Genomic DNA, 26,260 nt, shown 5'->3' with positions numbered 1-26,260 from the left:
CGTTTGCCCGATCTCAAACCGCGCTGACAGGCACTCAGGTGAAAAGAATCTCAGGCACCGACTCGCCCGTGAGTGAGGCCTCATCGATACGAAGACTTTTCGTTTTGTACAACCGCAGATCTCCCGGGACCTTGTCGCCTGATTGTATCAAGACAATATCTCCCGGAACCAACTGCTCAGATGGAATAATGACCCGTTCTCCGCCGCGCATGACAGTGGCCTGTGACGAGAGCAGGTCACGTATCGCCTCAAGGGCCTTTTCAGCCTTTCCCTCCTGTATGAACCCAATGAGTGCATTCAGGATAACCACACCAAGAATGATGCCTGCGTCCACCCAGTGACCAATAACAGCGGTGACGCCTGCGGAGATCAATAAGACGTAAATGAGAAGCTCCTTGAAATGGTTCAGAAAAAGAGTCCAGGCACTGCGCCTTTTCTTGGGCCGCAGACGGTTCGGCCCGTATTCCAGCATGCGCCTTTGAGCGTCCTCATGGGCCAGCCCCTCGGGCACAGTCGTTAATTGCTCGAATACGCGATCGGTTTCCGGGGCATGCCATGAGACACGGGATTTATCTTCTTTCTTCATTATTTACTCTAATTAATATTAACATAAATTAACATCGACACATTATACGAAAAATACCTCGTGGGTCAAGGACAAAGCAGTCACAACATATCTGGCTTCTGTGAATCAGCAGGCTGTTTTTACGTCAGGAACCTCAGTCGCTCCTATTACAGGATCTGATTAACCCTGAACGATAAGGAATGCCAGATAACCCGCATGCAAGGTAATGAAGACCTTTGACCTTTTTTCCTTGACCCGAAATCTGAATTCCCATAAGGTCTTTTTCCAAACAAGGACTTCTCATCGTCTGTCGCCGATCATTGGTCTCCGGTCTCCCACAACCACCCATCAGAAGTGTAAGGAAACGGTATATCGACATGCCCATATCGCGAAGGTCTTTTCTGAAACAGGCGTTGTTTGGCGGCGCCACGGCATTGACCATCCCATGGCTGGCCGCATCCCCTGCCCAGAGCCGAACCCAACGTGAGGAGATCTCGGGCCGTCTTTCCGTTACCAACACCCACACCGACGAGTCCCTGCTCATCCGATACCTGGACGCCGACGGGAAGTGGATCCCGGATGCCCTGTGGAGGCTGAATCATTTGTTCCGATGCCATTACAGCGACCGGGTGAAGCCCATTGATCCGGACCTGTTCCTGCTCATGGATCGGATCCACACACGCCTGGGCGCAGGCAGACGTCCCCTGAATCTGATCTCAGGATACCGATCGCCGGAATACAACCGACTGCTGATGTCCAAGGGAAGGGGGGTGGTCAAGAGGAGTTACCACCTGAAAGGGATGGCGGCCGACATTCAGATTAGGGGGGTCAGCCTCACGGGTCTGTGCCGGGAGGCGAAACAGATTCAAGGGGGCGGGGTGGGTTTGTACTCGGAATTCGTCCACGTGGATATTGGGCCCGTTCGGTGCTGGTAGGCCCCCTCGTCGCAAGTTTTTTTCACGAAACTACCCTTTAGGCTCCACCGCAACATTTGGGTCCACTTCGGGCAAGGTCCTCGGAGGTCTCGCTAAGCGGGTTCCTGGAACCGCACGCAGGGCTTTCAACAGCACCCTGTCCCGATCATAGATGTCCCCCCGGTAGTGGGTTTTCCCCTCTTCTCCCATCCAGAAGGTCAAGTAAGCCAGATGAACGGTTACGGCGTCCTGGACAGGAACGGTCGTGCTCTTGCCGCCCGCAAGGATATCGTCTATCCGACTTCGGCTCCACGAGGGGTTGTTTTCCATAACAAAACAAGCCAGATCGATGGGTTTTTCCACCCGGATGCAACCGCTGCTGAAGGTGCGGATCGTTCGTTGGAACAGGTCACGTTCCGGGGTGTCGTGAAGATAGACGCTGAATCGGTTTGGGAAAATAAATTTGATGCGCCCGAGGGCGTTCCAGGGTCCGGGCCTCTGTCGAAGCCGGCCCGGAAAATTGGCGGCATGAACCGTTGACCAGTCAACGGTTGCAGGGTCCACAAGGGCAGCCGGTTCCTTCCAGCCTTTGATTAACTCGAAGTGGTTCTTGGAGAGGTAGCCTGGATCTTTCTTGATCTTGGGGAGGATTTTTCTCGATAGAACCCCACGGGGAACATTCCAATAGGGATTGATGACCAGATAGGCCATATCCTGGCTGAATACCGGCGTCTGGGTGTATGCCTCGCCGACAATGATGGCCATTTCCAAAATCTTTTGATTGTCTTGAAAGGCTTCCAGTGCAAATGCCGCGGAGTTGATCATGATGTGGCGCCTGCCAAGATCCCGCGGAAGCCACCGCCATCGTTCCAGGTTGACAAGGACGGTCTCGAGAAGATCTTCCGGGGAGCGATTAAGCGCGGCAAGCGTCTTGCGCCCGACCGCGCCGTCCGGTGAAAGCCCGCGCCGGGATTGAAACTGAGCCACCGCCTTTTCCAGATCCAGGTCGAAAAGAGATACCCGGTCATTCTCCATGCCGGCCTCAGGGAGGCAGCCGTCGAGGAAAAGCCGCTTTCTAAGCGGGGTGACCCTCGGAGACCAGTCACCCTTTCGCAGGGTTTTCCCCGGGCGGATGATGGGCCAACCACCCGAGGCGATTACCTCCCGTAACCGTCCTGCCTCAGCCATGGCAACCAGATAGCCATGGCTGATGGGCGCCAGCGCCTCCAGGGTCTCGCGAACATCCTGGCCCGTCTGAATCCCTGCCAGGAATTCAAAGACCTCCGGCCTTTTCTTTTCGGTCAACCATTGAGGGTAGATGGTGACAGGGTCCACTTTTCCGTTGGTCAGATGGTTTCCGAAATTGACGAAGGCGTCCGAAAGGACGATCTCCAATCCTGCCAGTTCCATGGCCCTGGTTGAGGCCGGCCGGTCTGAAACCTTGGTTTTCAGCCATTCTGAAAGGCAGGCATAATGGTAGTCGAGGCTGGACAAGCCGTGACGCTCGGCCTTTCCCAGTGCCGCCACAAGTACGCCGGCCGCTTCGGTAGGACCGTTTTCAGAGACCCAAATGGGCTCGTATCCGCGCCGGCTGTAGAACTCCATGAGGTCCTTCCCGGCATAAACCGGCTCACCCCCGATCCAGAACGATTGGGGCCTTTCCGCCGTCTCCAGATATCCTTTGATGGCCTTTGAAACCTCCTCCCGGTCGGCCATTGCGAGGGCGGCGCCTGGGGTAAACATCAGCAGGTAGAATGCAAGGGCTCCGAGTAGGCCAACGAGAGAGAACCGTCGGGAACGCATATATAGACCCTTTCCTTGAGTTGGAATGCCGGAAGCGTGGGTCTCCTGTCCCGGGCGCGACTGCCGAACGCTTTGAACCGGCTTGAAGCGTCGGATGTTACCAGATTTGACAGCGTTCTGCAATAAGGCGGCCCCAGGCAGAATGTTTTTCAGTTCACACGGCCAGGTTTCGGGTTTCAGGTGTCAGGGGTGATAAAGAGTAAACCCGAATTTCATTTCAACGCCTTGATCCGCCTGATATCCTCGGATTTGCCCAGCATGATCAGGATGTCGCTGTCCTTGATCACAAAGTTTGCCGGAGGGACAAGACGGAAATTCTCCGGGACAATCTCGTGAATGGCGATGATGTGGACATTGTACTTGGCCCTCAGATTCAGCTCATTTAGACTTTTTCCGATGAAGTCTCTTGGCGGCCCGATCTGGACAAGGTCGAACTCGTCGGAAAGGGGGATAAAATCCAGCATATTCGGCCGGGACAGGCCTCTGGATATTCGCAGGGCCATGTCCCTTTCAGGATGGATGATATCCGTCGCTCCCACCCGTTTCAGAATTTTTTCGTGGTCCTCGTCCAACGCCTTGACAAGGATCTTTTTGACCCCCATCTCCTGCAGATAGAGGCAGATCAGAATACTGCTGCTGATTTTGGTGCCTGTGGACACAATCACCCCATCCATGGTTTCCAATCCGAGCGTTTTCAAGGCCTCTTTGTCCGTGGCATCCAGGACGATCGCCTCGCTGCAGTGGGGGTCGACTGCCTGTACCCGCCCCTTGTTGAGGTCAATGGCGATGACTTCGTTTCCATCTTCATACAGGGCCTTGGCCGCGTGAAAACCGAAATTGCCAAGCCCTATGACCGCGAATCGTTTCATTTTTAGGCTCCTGTCTGGATGATGAATACTGGATGCTCTGCTACCTCTCAGCCGATCATCATGTTCTCTTCGGCGTGCTCGATCCCATTGGCGATCCCTGTGCGCAAAACAATGTAAGAGAAGGTGAGCACCCCCACCCTGCCGATAATCATCATTAATACAATTAAGCACTTGCCCCATGTGCTCAGGTGAGGTGTAACACCCATGGACAAACCCACCGTTCCAAAGGCCGATACCGTCTCAAAAAAACAAGCGAGAAAAAATCCCGCCTGAGCAGGGTCGTCTCGACCACTCACAGCGTCGCCTACAAGGATCAAAAACAGAATCAAAGCGATGATTCCGATGGAAACGAGAATCAGCGATACGCTTCGGGTCACTGTTTCTGCGGGAATGCTTTTTTTGAAGATATTGACACGCCGCCTTCTCCTGATCCGGCTCACCATGAATACGGTGATGAGGGCCAGCGTGGTTGTCTTGACCCCTCCCCCGCAAGAGCCGGGCGATGCGCCGAAAAACATCAGGAAAATCATCATTGCGAGCGTGGCCTCTTTCAGGCGCGAAATATCCACCGTGTTGAAACCGGCGGTTCGGCAGGTGATGGACTGGAAAATGGGGGTCAGGATATGATGGGAAAAGGATGGCGCGTCTCTAAGGGGTTGTCGCTCCAGGAAGGCAAACATCAAGGCCCCGGACACGATCAGGATCAAGGTGGTCAGCAGCACCGTCTTGGTTTGAATCGAAAGCCTCTGGCGCTGGTGTTTGCGAAACTTGATCCAGGATCGCAGGTCATGGAGAACCGGGAATCCGATGCCCCCGCCGATAATCAACCCGCACATGGTCATGTTGAGAAGGAGGTCGTCGCTGTATTGCATCATGCTGTCGGGAAAAATGGAAAATCCGGCATTGCAGAAGGCCGACACCGAGTGAAAGATGGCTGTATAGAGCGCTCGCAGGAATGGAAACTCCCTGCTCCAGTGAATGGTCAACAAGAGAGCGCCGATGGCTTCCGCTGTGATGGTCAACACCACAACACCCTTGACCAGCCCGAGAATATCCTCCCGGGGCGTATGGGCAAACAGGTCCTGCATGGCCATTCGCTGACGAAAGGAGATGCTGCGGCCGATCCATTTAAACAGCAGAACCGCTATGGTCATGACCCCCAATCCACCCATCTGGATGAGGGCCAGGATCACACCCTGCCCAAACGGGGTGAAATAACTCCCCGTATCCACGACAATCAGCCCGGTGACGCATACGGCCGAAGTGGCGGTAAACAGCGCATCCACCCAGGGGATATGACCGGGATGGGTGGAAATCGGTATTTTGAGCAGGAGCGCGCCCACGGTGATGGCCAAGAGAAAACTGCTCAGCACGAGTGTCGCCGGGTGCAATTTGAGGATTCGACTGCGAAAGATCATCTCTTCACTCTCGGATTCAAATAGTATTCACAGTGGAGGTGGGCTTTGGTTTGACACAGCTCGTGAAGGCGACGACCTCCAAGGAACATCCGGTCCAGGTACGCCCCGCATACCGTCATCTCACGTTGTGAATCGATCTTGCTGTAATGCAGAAAAGGGCATAGCGTCTCCAGGTGTCGCTGGAGACGGTCTTCTGATCCCAAATTTTCGATGATCTCCCGCACTATACTTGAATTCAGCTTGACTTCACCGATATACCGCACGTAATCGGCTTTTGCTCTCTCCAGATCTTCAATCAACTTGCGGTGTTTTGAACGCAGGAGAACCAGCACGGGACACTGTTTGGTGTGGCTGTTTCGTTTCAGCGCGGTACTCAATTCCACGAGGGCTTCGCGTTCCCGGATGGACATCTGCCCAAATAAAACCACAATAATCTTAGGTTTCCAGTCAACGGCCCTGTCGAGGCATTGGATCGGGCTGGCAACCCATTCTTCCTTGGGCCATGACGGACCAGCGATGCCGCCGGCGATGTCGCATAGCAAGAACCGGAGGTTTCCCCCGGTATCCGCTCCAGTTGGTTTGATCTCTTCTTTTTTCATCACATCATTTTTCCTTTGGTGTCCGCGCCAACATTCGCCGACCGTCCCCGCCGATCTTAAGTAGACTGACGAGCACCACAATGAACTCAAGTCGCCCGAGAAACATGGCAATGGTTTCGGTCCATAAGGCGGCATCCGGCATTTGGGCGGTGGTGACGCCAACCGAAAGTCCAACCGTTCCGATAGCAGAAGCGAATTCGAAGAGAGAATCTCCAAGACTGTAGCCGCAAGCGCATAAGATCATGACTCCGAATACGTAGGTCGCCAAATACAAGAAGATAAAAACCATCACCTGGCGAATCCTGGCGTCATCCACAAAAACACGCCTGTTCCCCTCCCACATGGGACGTTCCAAAACCGTGGTGCGGGGCATGAGGTAGCGCTTGATTTCCCAGTAGAGCATCTTCCACAATAGATAAACACGAAACTGCTTGATACCGCCGGCCGTTGAACACGTTCCGCCGCCAATCAGCATCAGAATGATCAACAGGAACATACCAAAGGCATTCCAATTGCCGTAGCTTACGGTTGAAAATCCCGTGGTGGTTATAGCCGTCACTGTCTCGAAAACAGCGACTCGGATTGATTTCCCGAGCTGTAGGTAGAGCGTGTGGCTCGTCAGGAGGAAAATGGCCGCGGCCGATAAAGGAATGAGCACAACCAGCAGGCGCACCTCGCCGTTTCGCGTAACCATGCGCAGCTTGCCGCGCCACAGCAACCATGCGGTGACAAAGCTTAAACTACCGAGAATCATCAGCGGCAGGGTCACGGCCTCGATGGCAGTTGAGTCCCAGTATCCGATACTCTCCACTCGCGTGGAAAATCCGCCCGTGGACACAACTGCGAAGGAATGGTTGACCGCGTCAAAAGGCGACATGCCCGCCATCCAGTAGGCAAAGGTTCCGGCAAGGGCGTAGCAGCCATAGATGATCAGAACCAACCGGGCCGACTGCCGGACATGCGGCACGAGCTGGTCGCTTCGGCCCTCCGCGCTCGAGATACCGACACCAACGGGACCGACGATGGCCGACATCATGAGGATGGCCAACCCTGCTCCGCCGGCCAATTGGATGATGCTTCTCCAGATCAGAATCATCTTGCCTGCGCTGGTGACGTCCACGACCGAGAGTCCGGTGGTGGTCCATCCGCTTACCGATTCAAATAGTGCCCGTGAATAGGGGAGACCCAAAGCGGATGCAAACGGCCATGCTGAAAAGAGGATGACGATGATCCAGCTCAACAAAACGATGATGCCGCCCTCCTGAACAGTGAGCGTGATGTTGAGCGGGGAACGAAATGCCTTCCACAAGGCAATTCCTAAGAGAAAAAGGGAGGCCGAGGGCAGACCAAAGGCCCATGCGTGATCGGCCTCCCCGGGATGCGATAGGAGAATCAGAAGTGGGGTCAACATCACGGCGCTGGATAGAAGCAGGATCATGCCGACGGAGGAAATGATCGCGGCATAGCGCTGTTTAAGGTATTGTTTCTCTCGCAAGGCCCGGCCCCTCTAAATCCGTTCGCCGGTGAACGCCTTGAGCACCGGGCCATGGTTTTCCGGCAGCGTAATCAGGACCACGCGGTCGCCTGCCAACAGGTCATTGGCTCCACGGGGGACGATCGGCCTGTTGTCGCGGATCACGACGGCCACCAAGGCGTTTTCAGGCAGGTCGATATCCCTTAGCAATTTCCCTGCGACGGGAGAATCGTCATCGAGCACGATCTCCGTTACATTCACCCGGCCTTCGCCCACGGGCAGCAAATTGGTGATCTGTTCCAGCGACGCCCGCTGCTCAATCAGACTCCCGACGATGCGGGTTGTGGAAAAGCCCGAGACCCCCAGCTTTTCGAACACCTCGGCGTTGTCGGGGTCGTTTGCCAGGGCCACGGTCCTGGGAACACCGAATTTGAGGGAGGCCAGTTGACAGATAACCAGATTATCCTGGTCGTTCGGCGTGATGGCGAGTATGGCGTCGGCCCCCATTGCGCCGGCTTCCTTGAGAATCCCGGCATCGCTGCCGTCTCCGCAAACCACCGTGGCGGACAGTTGGCGGGCCAACTGGACACATTCTTCCCGGTTCCGGTTGATGATGACGACCTGATATCCCCGCGCTGCAAAATTCCGGCTAAGAAAATAGAGCGTTTTACCGCCTCCGACGATGAGAATCTTCATGATTGTGCGCCTTCCCGTTCGGCGGCGCCATCGGCAACGGCCCGAAGGAACATCTTTGCGGCCACGGAAGTCGGGCATATGGTATCAATGCCCAATTGCGCGTAGACTTCCTCTCTCTTGGGGTCGAAAACCCTGGCCAATACATGGGGAACACTGAAAATCCCCCGGGCCACCTGGGCCACCATCAAATTGACGTTATCCTCGTGTGTCGTGGCAATCAGAACATCCGCATTCTTGACCTTGGCCTCCCTGAGCACGGCCATCTGGGTGGCGTCCCCGTGAACTCGAAAGCCGCTGAAATCGGGCGACAGGTCGTTGAAAGTCGGCTCGTCCCTATCGATTACCACTACCGAATTTCCGGCGCGACTGAGGTGGTTGGCCAGATGAGAGCCAAGCCGGCCGCAGCCTACGATCACGATGTAGCGGTTATTACTCATTCGAGCCCTCTTCGGCGTTGTCGTCCCTTGAATCCGTGGCTTTCTTGTCCGGCCCGAGATCGATCCCGCCGAATTTATTCCAGGACGTGGTCCGGTTCAGGTTCGCAGAGGCCGGTTTGAACGTGGGGTCGATATCCAAGGCCGCCCGGTAAAACTTCTGGGCCTCCAGCCAATCACCCTTGATTTCAAGCAACGCCCCGAGAAGGTTGTATGCCTCCGGCTTAGCCGGGTTCGCCGCTATGGCCTTTCGCGCCGTTTCACGGGCGGCTGAAAATCCACGATCCGAGATGTGGCGCTTGGTGAGCTCGATCAACGAAAGGTAATCGACAGCGTTCTCTTCACTCAGCGCCTCGCGCTGGAGCACTTGGGTGGCCAACTCTCGAATCTCACCGGGGTTGAAAGGCTTCTGAATGAAGTCCACCGCGCCGAGTTTCATGGCCTCAACCGCGGATTCAATCGTCCCGTGTGCAGTGATGATGATCACCCGGATTTTGGGCCAGTCGTCCTTGATTTGCCGAAGGACCTCCATCCCGTCTATCCCTGGCATCTTCAAATCCAAAAACACCAAGCCGAACGGAGTTTCGCGGAGCTTCCGAAGCGCTTCCTCGCCATTCACGGCCGTCTGGATTGGAATACCCAGCGGCTCCAATGACTGCGACATGGTAAGACGGATGTTCTTCTCGTCGTCAACGACCAGAATGGGTTTCTTTTCCATGTGTTCCTCCTATTGGGCCACCGGCAGGGTGAATGTGAAGGTGCTTCCCTGACCTGCGGACGATTCGACCCAAATCGCGCCTCCGTGGGCGCGAACGATCTCCTTGCAGATGGCCAGGCCTAAACCCGTCCCACCCGCTTCTTGACCCTTAATCTGGATGAATTTCTGAAATATCCTGGACTGGTACTCAGGAGAGATTCCCGGCCCATCATCTCGCACGGAGAGGTGAACGTGAGGCCCGATCCTGTGTGCTGAGAGACGTATGTGGCCGCCTTTGCTCACGTATCGCAGAGCATTTGAAATCAGATTGGTCAATACCCATGTTATTTTGTTGGCATCCGCGCGAACCTTGGGCAACTCTTCGGTAGGCTCTGATGTCAGCGAAACTTGTTTCATGTCCGTCTGACTTTTGAAAACCGCTTCAACGTGCCCAAACAAGGTGGGGACCGGAACACTTTCGAACTCCAGTTCGATCCTGCCCGCCTCGATTTTTGAGAGGTCAAGCAGATCATTGACGAGTGCCTTCATGCGGTGGACTTCTTCGTGAGCCGCCCGGAGAAGGTCCCGATCCTTCTCGCCAAGAGCTTGGGCTGCGTGTTCGAGGAGCAGATCCACACTCATGCCCAGACTGGTCAGCGGTGTGCGCAGCTCATGAGAGGCAGCCATAACAAAGTCACTTTTGAGCCTTTCCACTTCCTTTAAACGAGTGACGTCCCTGAGCAGGAGCACGATGCCGGACAGGGTGCGATCCCTTCCGCGAATCGCGGCCACGGAATATAGATAGTGCCGCGACCGATCTCCCTCAGGCAGGGTAATGATCCGCTGCTCCTCGGGGATATTGGGATGCATCCCCGTTTCGACGGTCTCTCGAATTATCTCGCACACATCGGGAGTGGGCAGGATGTCCGCGCACGCCAGGGTCGGGGCCTCGGCGAATTCCAAGTCCAGCATCCGGCGTGCGGCCGGATTGATGTCCGTCATCTTGAGGCCGGTGTCGAAGACCACCAGACCATCCTCGATACTGGAAAGGATCGCGTCCCCCTTGTTCTTCTGCGAGACGATCTGTTCGATGTTCATCTCGTGGTACCGGCCAAGCTGGGAGGCCATCTGGTTGAACTCGCCGGCCAGACGGCCCAGTTCGTCACCGGTTTCCACGGGCACCTGAACAGCATAATCGCCCGAGGAGATCTGCCTGGATGCCTCCATGAAACGCCGGATCGGACGGACGATCCGCTCCGCGAGATACAAGCTGAACATTAACGCCACGATCAGTGCCGACGCCGCCACGATCACCGTGGACCAGATGGCGCGATTGGCCACCTTGCCGGCCCGCACGCTGGCGGAGTACATGGTCTCCTCGTTAAGATTACGCAGCTGAATACACACCTCTCGCACTTTAGCGAACAGGGGGTAGGCCGTTTCCTGATAATTGGCGGGCCGCAAGGGCGGGTTTTCCGCAACGCGCAAATCGGTCAAGGCGGAAAAATGTTGCCGATAGGTCGCGTAATCAGCCGCAATAGACTGGACAAGCTCCGCCTCGCCGGCAATCGTGATGTTGTCCTCGGCGCGGGCAAACCACCCCAGGAAGACCGCCTCGTTTTCACGGAATTGAGCGATCCCTTTTTCTGTATCACCCAGGAACATGAGCAGAATGCCGCTGTCCTGCCGTTCCAGTGCATCCACCATGTTTTCGGCGGCAAGAATGCTCCGGTAGTTTTCGCTCAGGATGGCGTCGGTGGCCTTGCCCAGAGATACCAGGTTCGTAACGGCCCATGCGACCACAAGACCCATGAGGGCAAAGGAAACGCCATATCCGATGAGAATTTTTTTCTTTAACGTCATTGGACACGGTCCCGCCGTCGCTCTCCGCAGCCATCAATGTTAGAACGAACAGAAATGCATGCAGATCCATCGCTGCGCTTAATTCGGCTTATGAATGAGGACAGGCATAGGGGAATCTGCATAGTCTCTGCGGAAAGCAAAAAGGATGCCCTTAATTCGATCTTATTGGAATTGCATGGGAAATGGTGATGTTAGCCTGAGGCTTGTGGGACGATGACGAAGGTTACCTTGAATTTTGCACGAAAAGCGGATTGCAACTTGCAAGGCTCAATCCAGATTGTATTTTTTGCGCTTGCGCCACAAGGTGGCCGGGTCGATGCCCAGCACCCTGGCGGCCTCTTCAAGGGAAGGAGAATGGAGGATCACCTTCTGAATGTGCCGTTTTTCCATGTCGGTCAGACTCTGTAAAGAAGCATCAGCAAGGGCGTTGGGATTGAAATTCGCAATGTTTGAAGACAGGTCGGTGAGCTTGAGTTCCATGTCATGCGCCATAATCACGGAACGTTCGATGGTGTTGATCAGTTCGCGGACATTCCCGGGCCAGGGATAGCTCTGGAGCCGTTGCATGGCTTCGGCGGTGATGCCCTGGATCGCCTTATGGTTCAGGCGGGCTGATCGCTGCAGATAGTGCTCGGCAAGGAGTTGGATATCTTCAGGTCGATCCCGCAAGGGGGGGAGAAAGAGTTCCAGCACGTTGAGGCGGAAATAGAGGTCTTCTCTAAACGCCCCTTCATGAACCATCTCTTCCAGATCCTTGTTGGTCGCAGCGATGATGCGCACGTCCACGGTGTGCGGCCTGGGGTCGCCCACCCGTTCGTACTCGCGATGTTGTATGAAACGGAGGAGCTTTCCCTGAACCGCTGTCGGTATCTCCGAAACTTCGTCCAGAAAAACCGTGCCGCCCTCGGCCAGTTGAAGCTTGCCCGCCTTATCGCGCAGAGCGCCGGTGAATGCCCCTTTGACATGGCCGAACAGATCGCTTTCAAGCAAATTCTCATGCAGGGCCGCGCAATCGACCGTAACCAGGGGCCGACCCGAGCGTGGGCTCCAGTCGTGAATCAAGCGCGCCAGAAGGCCTTTTCCGGTGCCGCTTTCTCCGCTGATCAAAACAATGGCCTCTGAATCGGCCGCCTGACGCGCTGTCTGCAGAATCTTTCGCATCCTGGGGTTGCGCGTCAGGATGCCCCCCTCTGAGAAGATGCCCTTGAGGGTGGCGATCTCCACCTCCATGTTCTGAAACCGCTTCAGCCTTTCCAAGACAAGATCCAGTTGATCCGGGGCAAATGGTTTGGGAATATAGTCGAATGCGCCCATTTTGACGGCACGAACCGCGGTCTCTATGGTGGCATAGGCGGTGATCATCAGCACCTGGGTCTTGATGCCGCTGGCAACGATTTCTTTCAGCACTTCCAACCCGTTGCGATCCGGCAGTTTCATATCCAGCAGCACCAGGTCCGGGGGGTCGCTTCGAAGACTCTGAAGTCCCGCTTCACCCGAGGTCGCCGTAACCACATCGAAACCCATATTTTCGAGATACATCTCCAGGGTGGTCAGGATGTTGCGGTCATCGTCGATGATCAGCGTTTTTTTCACCATTTTCCTCCTTAAAAGCCGGTATCCAGAACGTAAATGTCGTCCCTTCCCCCACCTTGCTCTGAACCTGGACGTCGCCGCCGTGCTGTTCGATGATGTCTTTTACGATCGCCAGTCCGAGCCCGATGGTGCCGCTTTTGCCGCGTTCCGAAAACTGGGCGAACCGATCAAAGATATGGGGAAGAAATTCTGGATCGATGCCGCTGCCGGTGTCGTTACACTGAAAATAAAAACGCGATCCCTCAATAAAGACCTTCAGTATGATCCGACCACCGCGATCCGTATATCGGAGGGCATTCCCCACCAGATTCGTTAGCACCCAAGGAAACCGGAAAGAATCGATCGTCATTTTCGGCAGGTTGTCCGGCATGTCGATCTCAATAGAAATGCCCCTGCTTTCAGCCTGTTTCATCAGCGGGGCCAGGCATTCCCGGACAACCAGGCCGATGTCAAGGGTCTCTTTGGGTCGCGGTCGCGACAGGGTCTCAAGGCGGGATATATCCACAAGCTCATTGATCAACGCGGTCAACCGCGTGCAATCGTCATGGGCTGTGGAAACCAGTGTGGCCTTTTTCTTGGCATCCAGTCCTTGGCCCCGGCTGTAAAGCATGCCCACACTCATGGCAAGTGATGTCATCGGCGTTTTGAGCTGATGAGAGATCTCGGCAATAAACCGTCCTTTGGCCTCCTCGCTTCGGCGGACCTTTTCCCTCTCGGCGGCGATGATGTCATCGCGATGATGGTCGTATTGTTCCAGGCGGCTGAACAGGCGGTTGAAGGATTCCGTCAAGAACCCGATCTCGTCATTGGTTCGCGAAGGAATCATGGGGTAGCTGCCGGCCCCCTCCTTCGTCTTTGAAAGCTCACGGGCGAGAATCATGATGGGCTTGGCGATACGGTAAGACAAAAAATAGCTCAAGGCCAATATGGCCGTAATGATGATGCCGAACAGCACGGCAGCGTTCCGTTGTGCCCGGCGTGCCAGAAGGCGAGTCTCCTGCTCTGCACGCTCCATAGCCCCTTCATTGACGGCGACCAGATCATCGATGAGGGTCACCATCCCGGCCGTCAATTTGAGAAAGCCCGTAAAACGGTCACTGGGCCAAAGAGGGCCGGTTGCTTCAACGAGGGAACGAGCAAGCGCTTGATATCGACGATAGCTGTCGAATAAACGATCGATCAGCTCACGCTCTCCCTCCTCTGTGATATTTTCCCGGCAGATGTTGAGATTGGAGGACAACTTCCGAAGGGTTTCCAAAGGAACAATAATCGTTTTTTGATCCCGTGGGACCTGCTCCAGGAGCAGGTTTCGTATCTCTTCCAGAGTCTTTCGCGCTTCTTGAGCGGCGCGAATGCTCTTGTAGTTCTTGGACAGAATCTGCTCAGCACTCTCCCCCAGCGAGTTCAAGTATTGATTATTGAGAAGCGCGGCCATCAGCAAGGCAATGGTCGGCACCAGGCTCACAAGGAAAATTTTGAACCTTATGGAGTGCCGGATGGGCCCATTTTTCTTTTGTTTCAACTTGGTCAACCCCATAAGATATGAAGGAAGTCATTCATCTTCAATAGCCGTGATCAACATATGGCCGGTTTCGAGAGCAAATTACCACATGCCGGGTCCGGACGCAAATGGAACAGGCCGCACTCCAAAAGAAGGTGTAAGCATCCAGACCAAATCGCATTTGTTGGAGACGTGATCCTAACCGCTTTTTGCTGGTTTTACACCTTTGGGTTCAAATACAGGACAAGATATAGGAGAATCTGTGGTATAAAGGGCTTAATGGCTCAGCCTTTTCCGAGACTAAAGAGATAAATCGATGCCCGGCTGTCAGGGGAGACTTTTGGTCTTCACTGGGAATGCGTCTGTTTTGAACAATAGTGGTCTCAAACCTTGACTATATGGAGGTACGGATGTTTCAGTCATTTCTCTTTTTATCGGGCGGGATTTTCGGTCTTTACCTTGGCGCAGAGGGGTTGGTGCGCGGGAGCGTAGCCCTGGCCCTTCAACTGGGTCTGAGCCGACTCGTGATCGGATTGACGGTGGTGGCATTCGGCACCAGCACGCCCGAGCTGGTGGTGAGCGTCAAGGCCGCCCTCGACGGGCTTTATGGGATTTCTCTGGGAAACGTGGCAGGCTCCAATATCTGCAATATCGCGCTTATCCTGGGCATCTCGGCCGTCATCCAGCCCCTTCGGATCGATGCGCAGGTGGTTCGGCTGCAGATCCCCATCATGATCCTCATCTCCATCCTCCTGACTGTTCTTCTCCTGGACGGACGCATCGGTCGTTTTGAAGGCGCCTGTCTCTTTTTGGGGATTCTGGTCTATATGGGCGCCAGCCTTTACCTGGCTCGAAAAGAGAAGGGAGGCCTCGACGGGGATCCATCCGGGCCGACGACCTCGGAGGCCCCCGTGGGCAGGGTATGGGTCAGCCTCCTCTTTGTGGCAGGGGGGTTGGGCCTCCTGATGGCGGGCGCCCAATTCTTTCTGACAGGGGCGGTTTCCCTGGCCAGAAACCTTGGCGTCAGTGAGGCCTTTATCGGGTTGACCATCGTGGCCCTGGGCACCAGCCTGCCGGAGCTGGCCACTTCCATGATGGCGGCCCTCAAGAAAGAAGGGGACATCGCCGTCGGGAATGTGGTGGGCTCCAACATCTTTAATATCCTTTGTATTCTTGGCGTAACCTCGCTCGTCCATCCCATCGAAATGGGGGGCATTCGCATGATCGACATGGGCGTGATGCTGGGCGTCGCGATCCTGGTGCTTCCCATGGCCCGCAGCGGGTTTCGCCTCAACCGGTGGGAGGGGGCGATCCTGTTGACAGCATATGGGGGATATATTTTTTATCTGTTGGGATCCGCCCCCCTTTCTTAATGCAAAGAATTCTGTGGATAGCCGCCCAATGCCTTAAAAGCAACACGTCGGCCGGCCTTGGATTTATAATCCAGGGATACTGGAAGCATGGAATAGCGAATGCCTCAATCCGTTAGGAGCAGATCATTGCCGAAAACGTATCATGAAAAAGCCCCATGGGCATCAATTGAACGGAGTGGCACCTTTATCCTTGAGCCAGTCTATGATTCGCTTGGTCTTATTGGTATCCCAGCGACGCATCTTTTCGCCTTTCGGGTTGCCATTCTCTGCCATGTCTGTACTGACAATATATTTCCCACCATTCTTGGGAAAATCCTGATTCAGTTCAACAATCGCAAACGCACCTATAGCACTGTGATAAACTGTTGGCAACCGGTAGATAAGGCTTTTTCCCGGAGCAAGTTGTTCTATGTCTGCAATTGCCTTCTTCTTTTCCGAAAGAATTTGTTTTTTCATCCTAACATTATGCAATCTCCTTTTCCGCAAATGAAACCGTTCATATCATCCATTCCACTTCAACCATCTATTTCAATGTTTCAGCCATCTGCTTCTTCTTCTCAAAGAGCAGCAGAATTGGGCTGGCCACGTATATGGTCGAATAGGTTCCCACCACGAATCCCACCATCAGGGCAAAAGCGAAATCATGGATCACGTTGCCGCCAAAAATAAACAACGCTACCACGACTATCAGGGTCGTGCCAGAGGTAATCAGGGTTCTGCTCAGGGTTTGATTGACGCTGTCATTGATCAGTTTAGCCAGATTCTGCCTTCGAGTGCGCCGGAGATTCTCCCGGATCCTGTCAAATATGATGATCGTATCATTCAGAGAATACCCCACGATGGTGAGGAGCGCGGCGATGGTGGTGAGAGAGAACTCCCGGTCGGTAAGTGCGAATGCGCCCAGGGTGATCGCCACATCGTGTATGAGCGCAATGATGGCGCCGAGTGCGTATTTCAAATTCAGCAGCCAGCACAGGATTAAGGTGACCAGCAACGCAATGACGATGAGCCAGGTCACACTCATCCCCATTCGGAGGGCTGCATAGGTGACGGCGCAGAGGGAAAGGGCCATAACCACGCTCATCGTCCATTTCATTTCAAAGCGGCCCGATATGTATACCGCCATGAAAAGGATGGAATAGAAGATGGCAAAGAGCGCCTTCTCCCTCAGATCTTCGCTCACCTGAGGACCGACGCTCTCGACACGTCTGATCTCCAATCCCCCTTTACCAAACGCTGCCTCAAGGGCCTCCTCTACCTTTTCCCCGATTCCCGCTACTTCGCTTCCTTTCCCTATCCGTATGAGATATTCCGCCTGGCCCTCCTCCTCGAATTCCTGGATGTGAGTCCCCTCTATATAAAAGCGGTTGAGTGCTTCCCTTATTTCAGAGACGGCTTGTTTCTTCCCCAGTTTGAATTGGACGACCGTTCCCCCGGCAAAATCCACGCCATAGTTCGGACCGCCCCTCCAAATAAAGAGGACAATAGTGACAACAATCATCAGCAAAGAGACGCTGTAGGCCCAGTTTCGTTTGCCTACAAAATCGATATTCATTCCAGGTCTGACAAGTTCCATTGGTTTCACTCTCTCTCCGTTACAGCTAACAAAGGGTTTCTTATGCTTATCAGGATCAATCGCGTACTGATTGTATTCCTGTACCGTTTCAGACAGGAACCTTCAGGGCCGGCACCAGATCAGTCGGCTTCTTCGGAACAAAAATGCGCGCACCAAGGATTCCCAGTTCATACAGGATCACTAAGGGTCCCGCCATCAGCAACTGATTAAACACATCGGGGGTCGGGGTGAGAAAGGCCGCTAAAACAAAACTCATGAGGAAGGCATATTTCCTGTTTTTTTGAAGAAAGGCGGGGGTTACGATCCCCGCGCGGGACAGGATGCTGACGAGCAAAGGAAGCTCGAAGATGGCGCCAAAGGCAAACAATAGCCAGCATGCCAGCCCGAAATATTCCCCCATCCTGGGCAGAGCACGGACCGACTCAGGGGCAAGGCCGATCAGATATTTAAAGGCAAAGGGCATGACAAGAAAATAGCAGAAGCAGGCGCCTGCAATAAAAAGAAGGGTCGCCAGGCCGACCACCAGCAGAGACGGCAGCTTTCCCTTTATGCCGTGGTGAGGCGCGAAAAAGGACCAGATCGCATATAGAACGGCAGGCAGGGCCAGCAAGAATCCCACGCCGAGCGCTGCCTTGAGATGACAGAAGAAGGCCTCCGGGAGCCATGTATAGACAGGCGTTTCTCCGGCCGGCAAGACGCGGGTCATGGGCCGCATCAAGAATGTCACGATGGTTTCACTAAAGGAGTAGGCCCCAGCAAACCCCAATCCCACGATCGCCACGCAGATGACCATTCGGGTGCGGACGCCCTCAAGGCTTTTCAGAATCGCATCTCTGTCCAATGGATGTATGTCTCCTTTTCCCGCCCCAAGGCCCCAACCTGACGCATCGGCCTGTTCCTTAGGACTCTTCTCAGGGCATGCCTGCCCTGGCTCAGGCCTTTCCTCCGCCCTTGGCCTCCACGGCCTTTACGGAACGGGTTATGATCCACGTGGATGCGCCCATACCCAGATATACAATCAGCAGGACCACGAAAACCCCAACAAACCGGATGGCCAGGGTTCCCATAATCCAGGTCCAGCTATCCTTGGTAATGGTTACGGCAAGTTCCCCCTTCTCCGTTGTTTCGATCACGATCTTGTGCCAGGCCCGTTTGCCATGATCCTCAATTTCCAGGCTTTCCCCACGATCCTTGTACACCAGATCCTCCTGGTTCTTCAGGGCATCCCTGTAAAATTGGATGATCTCTTCCTGAGGAAGGTGATAGTGCATCTCCAATAATGACTTGTCGCTCCGAAAGGTTTGCCCTCCCGAGCGGACCGGTGCACTTAGGAAATCCCCGGCCAGGACCGGAGCGGCCATTAAAAAAAGCGCAGGCAACGAACATTTAATAAACGTTTTCATGGAATCTCCTTTCTTTTTGTCATACTCCCGGGGTCGTCCCACGGGAATGCTTTTATCCAACCAATTGACAAGCTCTGCTTATCTCATCACCACCAACAGCCAGATGGTGCAAAGAACAATAGTGATGATCATGGGAACAAAGGCGGTTTTCATATATTTCATAAAGGTAATCCGGTAACCTTGGGTTTCGGCAATGCCAACCGTGACCACATTGGCGCTGGCCCCGATCATGGTCCCATTGCCGCCGAGGCAGGCCCCCAGGGCCAAGGCCCACCACAAGATTCCGCTTTCGGCTCCGGGTACAACCTGGTTCAGATAGGCCACGATGGGAAGCATGGTTGCAGTGAATGGGATGTTGTCGATAATGGCCGAAGCCAGAGCCGATACCCAGAGGATCATGACAATGGCTACCACAATGGACCCTCTGGACATATGATTGACCCAGTCAGCAATGATCTGGATCAGGCCTGTTTCTTCAGCACCGGCCACGATGACAAACAGCATCATAAAAAAGACGAGGGTGGGCCATTCGATCTCATGCTCAAGCATTTCGACGATATTCACCCGACTGATCACCAGGAGTATTGCAGCCCCTGCCATGGCGGCGATGCTGGGCTCCATATGCAGGGCGCCGTGTATGATGAAGAGAAAGATGGTGATGCCAAGCATCAGAAGGGACTGGAACAAGAGCTTCCTGTCGGTGATCCGGTAGGTCTCTTTCAATTCGCCGATCATTTTTTTAACATCCACGGCCTGGGCCTTCAAATAGTCTTTTTTGTACCAGTAGATGAAATAGACCATGGTCACGGCCAGTGAAATGAAACAGATGATGGCCAGGTTTTGAACAAAATCGAGAAAGCTCAACTGGGCATAGGACCCGATCATAATGTTGGGAGGGTCTCCGATGAGAGTCGCGGTACCGCCTACGTTGGACGCAAACACCTCCGGCATGAGAAGGGTCAGTGGGTTGATTTTGAGGACCGATGCGATATTGATGGTGACCGGGATGATGAGGATCATTGTGGTCACATTATCCAAAAAGGCCGATGTAAAGGCGGTCACAAACATCAGAATCACGGACAGGGCGAAAATGCTGCCGCGTGCCAGTTGATAGGATCGAAAGGCCATCCACTGAAAGAGGCCGGTTCTCCTCAAGACCCCTACGATCATCATCATGGCCATGAGAAGAAAGATGACATTCATATCCATAGCGTGGATCGCATCTTCAAAGGTGAGGATTCGATAGCCGGGATGATATGTCCCGGCCGTATAACTCACAACGAGGAGGGCTGCTGCCCCCAGGAGGGCCGAAAGGGTCCGGTGCAACAGCTCGAAGGCGATCAGGGCATAAACCAGGACCAGTACGGAAGCTGCAATCCAGAAGGCCGGTCCGATCGTCCTTTTGAGCATCACATTTTGATGGGCCAAATAGGTCGTGGACCCTTTTCCATCGCTTTTTTCCTGGACGATGGTATCCAGTGACATTGGCCCCGAATCCTCGTAACAGGGCTTCCTTACACTCACGGCAACCTTGGCAATCGAAAGGGTCCCTGGGGGCAAAACAATTTCGGCCTTGTAGGTGCCAAGGTTTTCCGTTACATGTTCATGTTCAAATTCCACCCTCTTTCCGTCGACGAACAATCCGACTATGGCCTCTTTGACCCCCTTGCCCTGGGCATTCGTAACGGTCCCGGTGACGATCAGGATATCCGCCGGGCCGGAGCGTTGAGGCGACCCTATCGCGATGCAGGGTGATAGACAGATGAGAATGATTCCCATTAACGCTATGCGCATACCAATGAATTTGACTGTTTTCGATGGTAATTCCATAGGTCCGATGTTCCTCCCGATGTTGATTGAGTGCGGGCTGCACCCAGATGAGTCACCTGAGTCACCTGTCAAAGCCAATCTGCCGTTTCGCACAAACCCCGGGCATGGCGTCCAGGGAACCGCGCGGCCGCACAAAAAAAGGGGATCGCAAATTTTGCGATCCCCAATCTCACCACGAAAAGACGTCCCTTAAATTCTTTTTGACCGAGGATACACCAGTTCCAGGGACTGAACTGGCTCTATTTCCTCGTCTCGGTCAGGCCTGTAATCAAACACCCCTTATCAACGGTCTTCGAGCAGATCGTATATCGATCTCTAAATTCAAGCGCATTGTCGCTGCCGGTTTTCGTTGTCTCTTTTGCCAGAGGGCAGGGAAAAAGGTTCTCCCCAGGGCATGGGGATTCCCTCGTCACGGATATATCGGGAACCCCCATGGCAGTGGCCATTTCAACGGCCTCGGTTTCAGACGGGTTTACAGTATGGACGCGATCCGCTGCCATCGTTGTGGAAACGAAAAGGCAAAAGACCACGCCCATGAGGAGGAGGTGGGTGATATACCAAAGGTTGAGGGTTGTTTTTTCCATTGCGAAACCTATTTGTTGACGAAAAAATACCTGTGAGATGTACCAATTCCGGCAACCGGATATTGATGGAGATGTGTTCTCCAGAACAAAGGCACCTCATCTGCTTTGTTCCAGATTCCTATTCCGCCAACACCTGAGTCTCTTTTAGGATGACGTCATTTCCTCAGGCCGTTTTTTTCCCGATCCGATGCCGGGTATGGAGGCCCTTGATAAAAGATTTGAATTTCCGTGTTATCCATTCCCAAATGGGATCCCAAGCGGCCTGTATGAAAATAAAGGCTACGAGCCAGATAGCGAACACAATTTTAAACCATAAGGGAGTCTCTAACATGGCCTATCTCCTTTTATCTACAAAGCGTTTGACATTCGAACACCATTTTTTTAATTTAATAGAGGCATTACTAATGTGACTTATCATGCATGTTTAAACAAATTAGATTTATCACATATATTAACGAGATCTTCTCAGGGTGTCAAGAAACATTTTGAGGGATCGTTACCTGAGGGAGCATCTGCATGGTGGAATGGAATTTTATCTCCAATCACGGTCTGGTTCTTGTCTATATTGCGAAGCACCCCAAAAGCACGGCTCGAGAAATCGCTTCAGCCGTCAATGTCACGGAGTGGACCGTTCACAAGATTATTTCCGAGTTGGAGAGGGATGGTTTTGTGAAGAGGAAAAGGGAAGGAAGGGGCAACGCCTATAATGTCAACAAGAACGCCAAGTTAAGACATAGAATCATTGATCATGTCTCGGTGAGGGATTTCCTTTCATTACTCGCAGGGCCTTAGGAATTATGGAACGTCGGACCATATGTGTAAAAAATATGGTAACCGTTCATGGGTTTAAGGGTCCAGAGATTTAAGGTGGTATTCTTGGTCCCCTAGTTCCATTTTGGAGCCACACTTGCCATTTTCGGTCCGTGATCGGCGTGGCCGCCTTTCAATTCGCAGGCGGCATCCCGTGGCTGGCAGCGGCGCTTGCCGTCTCCATCGCCATCGCCCTGATGCATCTGACAAAAACGCTGCACCCGCCGGGCGGGGCCACCGCGCTGATTGCCGTTATCGGAGGCGACAGCGTCCACCAACTGGGCTACCTCTATGTGTTCGTCCCCGCCGGGCTGGGGGCGCTCGTGATGCTGATCATCGCCTTGTTGGTGAACAATGTGGCGCCCAACCGGCGTTATCCCGAATTCTGGATGTAAACAGGTAAAAACCACCCATAGCCAAGGAGGATAATTGATCATGAAAAAGAGAAAAATAGTGGAAAATGTTCATTGGCTGGGCGCTTTGGACTGGGACAGACGCCTCTTTGACTCTCTCATTCCCCTTCCGGACGGGACCACCTACAATGCCTACCTGATTGAAGGGAGCGACAAGACCGCCTTGCTCGACACAGTGGATCCGCCCATGGCCGAGGAACTGATGGCGCAACTGGCCGGCGTAAGCAACATCGATTACATCGTCTCCCACCATGCGGAGCAGGACCATTCCGGGACCATTCCGCGTGTGCTTAAACAATTCCCGCAGGCCAAGGTGGTGGCGTCCGAGAAGGCCAAGGGCCTCCTCATGGACCTGCTCAATATCCCTGAAGACGCCTTTGTCACCGTGAAAGACGGGGAGGCCCTCTCCCTCGGAGACAAGACCCTCCAGTTCATCCACACCCCCTGGGTCCACTGGCCCGAAACCATGGTGACCTATCTGAAGGAAGACCGCATCCTGTTCAGCTGCGATTTCTTCGGCTCCCATATTGCTTCCAGTGATCTCTTCGTGACCGATTGGGGCCGGGTGTACGAGGCGGCCAAACGCTATTTTGCCGAGATCATGATGCCGTTTCGGACCATCATCAGAAAAAACCTGGAAAAGCTCAAGGAAGTTGACATCCGGATGATCGCCCCGAGCCATGGACAGATCTTCGACAAACCTGCCTGGATCATGGAGGCCTATCAGGAGTGGGTGGCAGGCGCCCCTAAAAACCTGGCCGTCATTCCCTATGTATCCATGCATGGGAGCACCAAAGTGATGGTGGATTACCTGACCGCGGCGTTGGTGGAAAAGGGCGTCCGCGTGGAGTTGTTTTCCCTCCCGGTCACGGATATCGGCAAGCTGGCCATGTCCCTGGTGGATGCGGCGACCCTGGTGGTGGGTACCTCAACGGTCCTGGCAGGTCCTCACCCAATGGCTGCCTATGCAACCTTCCTGGCCAATGCCCTGAGACCCGGGGTGAAGTTTCTCTCCATCATCGGCTCCTACGGATGGGGCGGCAAGACCGTGGAGACCCTCGCGGGCATGATCCCCAACCTGAAGGTGGAGGTGCTGGACCCGGTATTGTGCAAGGGGTTGCCTTCTGAGACGGATTTTGAGGCCTTGGACCGGCTGGCCGGCGCTATTGCCCAGAAACATAAGGAGAATGGTTTCGCATAGCATGGGGCGGCGATGTCTGATGTCTTTCGAATCAAAAGACCCCACCCATCGCACGGCCTCGTAGCGACGTACCGGTTACCCTCCTCTTTTCCGCCCGAGACACCCGGTACAATCAAGCGGTTGCTCTGAAGAAATACGTGATGTCAAGACATAAAAAGGAGAAAGCGACCGACAATTCATGAACCTGGGAGACAACGCCCTGGCTAACACCAACCGATAAAGGGAGACGCCAATGCAAGCGACCGACGAACTTAAGAAAGAACACCACGGCATCGAACTGATGCTGAACATCCTTCAGTCTGTATCGACCAGACTCGATCAGGGTCAACAGGTCGCGCCAGACCACCTTAGCGGCATCATGGAATTCCTTACTGTTTTTGTGGACAAATGCCATCACGGCAAGGAAGAGGAGTTTCTGTTCCCGGCACTGGAGGCGGCGGGCGTGCCTCGAGAGGGTGGCCCCATAGGCGTTATGCTGAAAGAGCACGAGAAGGGACGCGTGCTTGTTTCGCGGCTCAAAGGCGCATTGGCGGCCCTTCAATCGGGCGCCGTATCGAACGAAGCCGGGGTTCAGGCGATCGTAGGTGAGTATGTGACGTTGCTCAGTCAGCATATCGTCAAGGAAAACACCGTTCTGTTTCCCATGGCGGATGAAAAACTGGATGCAAATTCAGATATCGAGCTTATCGAGGCCTTCGAACGCCTCGAGAAAGAGCGTATCGGCGTGGGCAAGCATGGGGAATTCCATGCGCTCTTGCATCGATTGCAGGATGAATACCTCGACTGACCCCTAACAGGAAGCAACGCGCGACGCAGAGAAAGCTGATAACGGCCAATACCGTTCTTTATTGTAAGGGATTGACCATGTGGCAAAAAATCACCGTAGTATTGATTGTGATCCTCGCAGCACTGTACATCATCCGGAGAAATTGGAAAAAGTTCAAGCCAGGTAAAGGAGAAGGGATCGATTGTACCAGCGGCTGTGAATCATGCGGGCAAAGATCCGGGTGTCCGCTCAACCAGCAATCCGTGATTCGACCCCGTGAGACTGGCACCCAGCAAAATGAAAAATGAATCAGTTCATGATGCCGGGGTATGCCTCTTAGAGCCTGGTGTGTTCTGATCCTGAGCTTTCTTTCAGGATCAGAACGAACCCATCAAGACCTCTTCGCGTCCTTTGCGCGGTTCACCAAAACTTCTCCGCACGTTGCGTAGAAGTTACAGTCAAAGAGTCTAAAACCCCTTCACGCCCTCATTTTTGTAATTTCTTGGCGTGGGTCGCCCGCATGAGCCTGGCGGTCTCCTGTATCTTGCCCAGATCCTCCACCATCCCGGCCCAACCGTACCAGTAGGCATAGTCCGGGTTGATATGGAAAAAGCCCTGAAAGGTGCGCATCCGGTGCTTGAGATACATCTTCAAGAGGGTTTGATCGATATGCGAGAGCTTAGTAAGGTCGCCGCCCCCGGTGCGCATGAAAAACAGGAGGTTGGGATAGTTGTATGGATAGCTTGCGGGTTTCTGGATAATGCCTTCCCGATAGAGCCCGGCCACGATCTCGATGGCCTGGGCCATGAGTCGATCCGCCTGTCGCAGCATGCCATCCCCCATTTCCAACTGCTTTTGCGCGTAGGACTTGGAGTGGCACTGGGCACAGATCTTGAGCATCTTATCCCGCTCGGTCTGCCAGGCCTCCCGGGTCAGCCGGGCCAGATCCAGGGCCTTCACCGCATCCAGCAGGGCAGTGGGTTCCCCGGTCTCGGGATGAAGCACCCCCAGGGCCTTGAGGATGGTGATGCGATCCTGTTTCCACTGCGGGCCTTCAGGCAGGGGGAGCCGCACTGCCAGAAACCCCCAGGCCGTGTGGTTGTCGTGGCTTCCGTCCGGCATGTGGCAGGTCTGGCATTTTGGCGCATTGGCGCCATCGGGGAGGTCGCCCACCTCCTTAATGAGGGCGCGGGCCCCGTGTTTGGAGCTGCTCCACAGCTCCCACTGGGGATGGTCAAACCCCATGTGACACTGCTGACAGGCCCTCGGATTCAAGGCCTCCTTCTTGGAAAAGGCATGGCGGGTATGGCATTCATCACAGGAATTGTTCTGATATCGATAGCCCAGTTTCGCCTGCTCCTGCTTTTGGGCCTCGCTCTTGACCCCCATGTTGTGACACCCGCCGCATCCCCGGCCCCCTTCGATCAACTCGTTCGGCTCCAGGTGGGAGACGGGCAAAGCCATGAGGGACGACCAGCCCAGATTGTGCTTTCCCTTGACGAACTGGTTGAACTGGTCCTCATGACACTGGGCGCACAGCTTCTCGTCCGGAAGCACCGCCAGTTTATAGTCCTCTGCGGTAGTGTGCTTTTCCCCATGGCACGCGATACATCCCACATCCTCTTTGCTATGTTGGCTGGCCTGCCAGTCGGCCACCTGTCCGGGAGACACCTTCTGGTGGCAGGCGATACAGGGATCTTTGTCGCCCTCCGCCGCCATGGCCCCACCGGAGATTGAAATTGCCCAGAAAACCCCTAAAACCATCCATCCGAAATACCTGCGCCGTTTCATAGCCTGCCTCCATAAATAAAGGTTGAAAAAGCGACTGATGTCTCGCCACATGGCCCATATCGGGAATTCAAGAAAGATCCGCCTCGC

25 protein-coding genes and 1 pseudogene are annotated in these 26,260 nt (G+C 54.3%); 7 read left to right on the top strand and 19 right to left on the bottom strand.

Features of this window, described 5'->3' with window-relative positions; genetic code table 11:
• Positions 1 to 34 precede the first annotated feature (34 nt).
• Positions 35 to 586 carry an HAD-IC family P-type ATPase gene (locus K9N21_00490; protein ID MCF8142374.1) on the bottom strand — a complete coding sequence of 184 codons (552 nt, stop codon included), beginning with the start codon at positions 584 to 586 and terminating at the stop codon, positions 35 to 37.
• A 356-nt stretch (positions 587 to 942) separates the two neighbouring features.
• Here K9N21_00490 and K9N21_00485 point away from each other — a divergent pair, with 356 nt between their 5' ends.
• A complete protein-coding gene (locus tag K9N21_00485; GenBank protein ID MCF8142373.1) occupies positions 943 to 1,500 on the top strand; it encodes a DUF882 domain-containing protein in 558 nt (185 codons plus the stop codon).
• 30 nt (positions 1,501 to 1,530) lie between these two features.
• On the opposite strand, the gene K9N21_00480 is transcribed toward K9N21_00485, so the two are convergent.
• From K9N21_00480 to K9N21_00430, 11 genes are all read right to left on the bottom strand, one after another.
• Positions 1,531 to 3,282: a L,D-transpeptidase family protein gene (locus K9N21_00480; GenBank protein MCF8142372.1), complete on the bottom strand. Its 1,752-nt coding sequence runs from the start codon at positions 3,280 to 3,282 to the stop codon at positions 1,531 to 1,533.
• 212 nt (positions 3,283 to 3,494) lie between these two features.
• Positions 3,495 to 4,151 (bottom strand): TrkA family potassium uptake protein, encoded by a 657-nt coding sequence (locus tag K9N21_00475; GenBank protein ID MCF8142371.1) that lies wholly within the window; start codon positions 4,149 to 4,151, stop codon positions 3,495 to 3,497.
• Positions 4,152 to 4,198: 47 nt separating this feature from the next.
• Positions 4,199 to 5,569, bottom strand: a complete 1,371-nt coding sequence (locus K9N21_00470) for a TrkH family potassium uptake protein (protein ID MCF8142370.1) — start codon at positions 5,567 to 5,569, stop codon at positions 4,199 to 4,201.
• Complete coding sequence (locus tag K9N21_00465; GenBank protein ID MCF8142369.1) at positions 5,566 to 6,168, bottom strand: hypothetical protein; 603 nt, start codon at positions 6,166 to 6,168, stop codon at positions 5,566 to 5,568. Before K9N21_00465 ends, K9N21_00470 begins: the two co-directional genes overlap by 4 nt.
• 4 nt (positions 6,169 to 6,172) lie before the next feature.
• Positions 6,173 to 7,663, bottom strand: coding sequence for a TrkH family potassium uptake protein (locus K9N21_00460; protein MCF8142368.1), 1,491 nt, complete (start codon positions 7,661 to 7,663; stop codon positions 6,173 to 6,175).
• Positions 7,664 to 7,675: 12 nt separating this feature from the next.
• Complete coding sequence (locus tag K9N21_00455) at positions 7,676 to 8,338, bottom strand: TrkA family potassium uptake protein (GenBank protein MCF8142367.1); 663 nt, start codon at positions 8,336 to 8,338, stop codon at positions 7,676 to 7,678.
• On the bottom strand, positions 8,335 to 8,775 hold the full coding sequence (locus K9N21_00450) for a TrkA family potassium uptake protein (protein ID MCF8142366.1): 441 nt from the start codon (positions 8,773 to 8,775) through the stop codon (positions 8,335 to 8,337). Before K9N21_00450 ends, K9N21_00455 begins: the two co-directional genes overlap by 4 nt.
• Positions 8,768 to 9,490, bottom strand: a complete 723-nt coding sequence (locus tag K9N21_00445; GenBank protein ID MCF8142365.1) for a response regulator — start codon at positions 9,488 to 9,490, stop codon at positions 8,768 to 8,770. Before K9N21_00445 ends, K9N21_00450 begins: the two co-directional genes overlap by 8 nt.
• 9 nt (positions 9,491 to 9,499) lie before the next feature.
• Positions 9,500 to 11,332: a cell wall metabolism sensor histidine kinase WalK gene (locus K9N21_00440; protein MCF8142364.1), complete on the bottom strand. Its 1,833-nt coding sequence runs from the start codon at positions 11,330 to 11,332 to the stop codon at positions 9,500 to 9,502.
• Between the two features lie 267 nt (positions 11,333 to 11,599).
• Positions 11,600 to 12,928: a sigma-54 dependent transcriptional regulator gene (locus K9N21_00435; protein ID MCF8142363.1), complete on the bottom strand. Its 1,329-nt coding sequence runs from the start codon at positions 12,926 to 12,928 to the stop codon at positions 11,600 to 11,602.
• Complete coding sequence (locus K9N21_00430) at positions 12,897 to 14,447, bottom strand: HAMP domain-containing histidine kinase (GenBank protein MCF8142362.1); 1,551 nt, start codon at positions 14,445 to 14,447, stop codon at positions 12,897 to 12,899. The genes K9N21_00435 and K9N21_00430 overlap by 32 nt, the downstream gene beginning before the upstream one ends.
• A gap of 389 nt (positions 14,448 to 14,836) precedes the next feature.
• On the opposite strand from K9N21_00430, the gene K9N21_00425 reads away from it, so the two are divergent.
• The gene (locus K9N21_00425) at positions 14,837 to 15,799 is read left to right on the top strand and encodes a calcium/sodium antiporter (protein MCF8142361.1); all 963 of its coding nucleotides are present in this window, start codon (positions 14,837 to 14,839) and stop codon (positions 15,797 to 15,799) included.
• 162 nt (positions 15,800 to 15,961) lie between these two features.
• On the opposite strand, the gene K9N21_00420 is transcribed toward K9N21_00425, so the two are convergent.
• The 6 genes from K9N21_00420 to K9N21_00395 all read right to left on the bottom strand — a co-directional run bounded on the left by K9N21_00420 (position 15,962) and on the right by K9N21_00395 (position 21,192).
• Complete coding sequence (locus tag K9N21_00420) at positions 15,962 to 16,255, bottom strand: hypothetical protein (protein MCF8142360.1); 294 nt, start codon at positions 16,253 to 16,255, stop codon at positions 15,962 to 15,964.
• A 67-nt stretch (positions 16,256 to 16,322) separates the two neighbouring features.
• Entirely contained in the window at positions 16,323 to 17,375 is a 1,053-nt protein-coding gene (gene secF, locus K9N21_00415; protein MCF8142359.1) for a protein translocase subunit SecF, read from the bottom strand.
• An 88-nt stretch (positions 17,376 to 17,463) separates the two neighbouring features.
• Entirely contained in the window at positions 17,464 to 18,216 is a 753-nt protein-coding gene (gene tatC / locus K9N21_00410; protein ID MCF8142358.1) for a twin-arginine translocase subunit TatC, read from the bottom strand.
• 91 nt (positions 18,217 to 18,307) lie between these two features.
• A complete protein-coding gene (locus K9N21_00405; GenBank protein MCF8142357.1) occupies positions 18,308 to 18,778 on the bottom strand; it encodes a hypothetical protein in 471 nt (156 codons plus the stop codon).
• Positions 18,779 to 18,856: 78 nt separating this feature from the next.
• A complete protein-coding gene (locus K9N21_00400) occupies positions 18,857 to 20,572 on the bottom strand; it encodes an ArsB/NhaD family transporter (protein MCF8142356.1) in 1,716 nt (571 codons plus the stop codon).
• A gap of 275 nt (positions 20,573 to 20,847) precedes the next feature.
• Entirely contained in the window at positions 20,848 to 21,192 is a 345-nt protein-coding gene (locus K9N21_00395) for a hypothetical protein (GenBank protein MCF8142355.1), read from the bottom strand.
• 516 nt (positions 21,193 to 21,708) lie between these two features.
• Here K9N21_00395 and K9N21_00390 point away from each other — a divergent pair.
• The 5 genes and pseudogenes from K9N21_00390 (at position 21,709) to K9N21_00370 (ending at position 24,690) form a co-directional block, all read left to right on the top strand.
• Entirely contained in the window at positions 21,709 to 21,984 is a 276-nt protein-coding gene (locus K9N21_00390; protein MCF8142354.1) for a winged helix-turn-helix domain-containing protein, read from the top strand.
• A gap of 128 nt (positions 21,985 to 22,112) precedes the next feature.
• Positions 22,113 to 22,397 (top strand): annotated as a pseudogene (locus tag K9N21_00385) (HPP family protein).
• A gap of 40 nt (positions 22,398 to 22,437) precedes the next feature.
• Complete coding sequence (locus K9N21_00380; protein MCF8142353.1) at positions 22,438 to 23,616, top strand: FprA family A-type flavoprotein; 1,179 nt, start codon at positions 22,438 to 22,440, stop codon at positions 23,614 to 23,616.
• A 232-nt stretch (positions 23,617 to 23,848) separates the two neighbouring features.
• Positions 23,849 to 24,403 (top strand): hemerythrin domain-containing protein, encoded by a 555-nt coding sequence (locus K9N21_00375; GenBank protein ID MCF8142352.1) that lies wholly within the window; start codon positions 23,849 to 23,851, stop codon positions 24,401 to 24,403.
• A 77-nt stretch (positions 24,404 to 24,480) separates the two neighbouring features.
• Positions 24,481 to 24,690, top strand: a complete 210-nt coding sequence (locus tag K9N21_00370) for a FeoB-associated Cys-rich membrane protein (protein MCF8142351.1) — start codon at positions 24,481 to 24,483, stop codon at positions 24,688 to 24,690.
• A gap of 178 nt (positions 24,691 to 24,868) precedes the next feature.
• On the opposite strand, the gene K9N21_00365 is transcribed toward K9N21_00370, so the two are convergent.
• Entirely contained in the window at positions 24,869 to 26,173 is a 1,305-nt protein-coding gene (locus K9N21_00365; protein MCF8142350.1) for a cytochrome C, read from the bottom strand.
• Between the last annotated feature and the right edge of the window lie 87 nt (positions 26,174 to 26,260).

The organism is Deltaproteobacteria bacterium (genome assembly GCA_021737785.1).
GTDB lineage: Bacteria > Desulfobacterota > DSM-4660 > Desulfatiglandales > Desulfatiglandaceae > AUK324.
The sequence above is the reverse complement of the archived record's forward strand: the minus strand, read 5'-3'. Positions and strand labels throughout refer to the sequence as shown.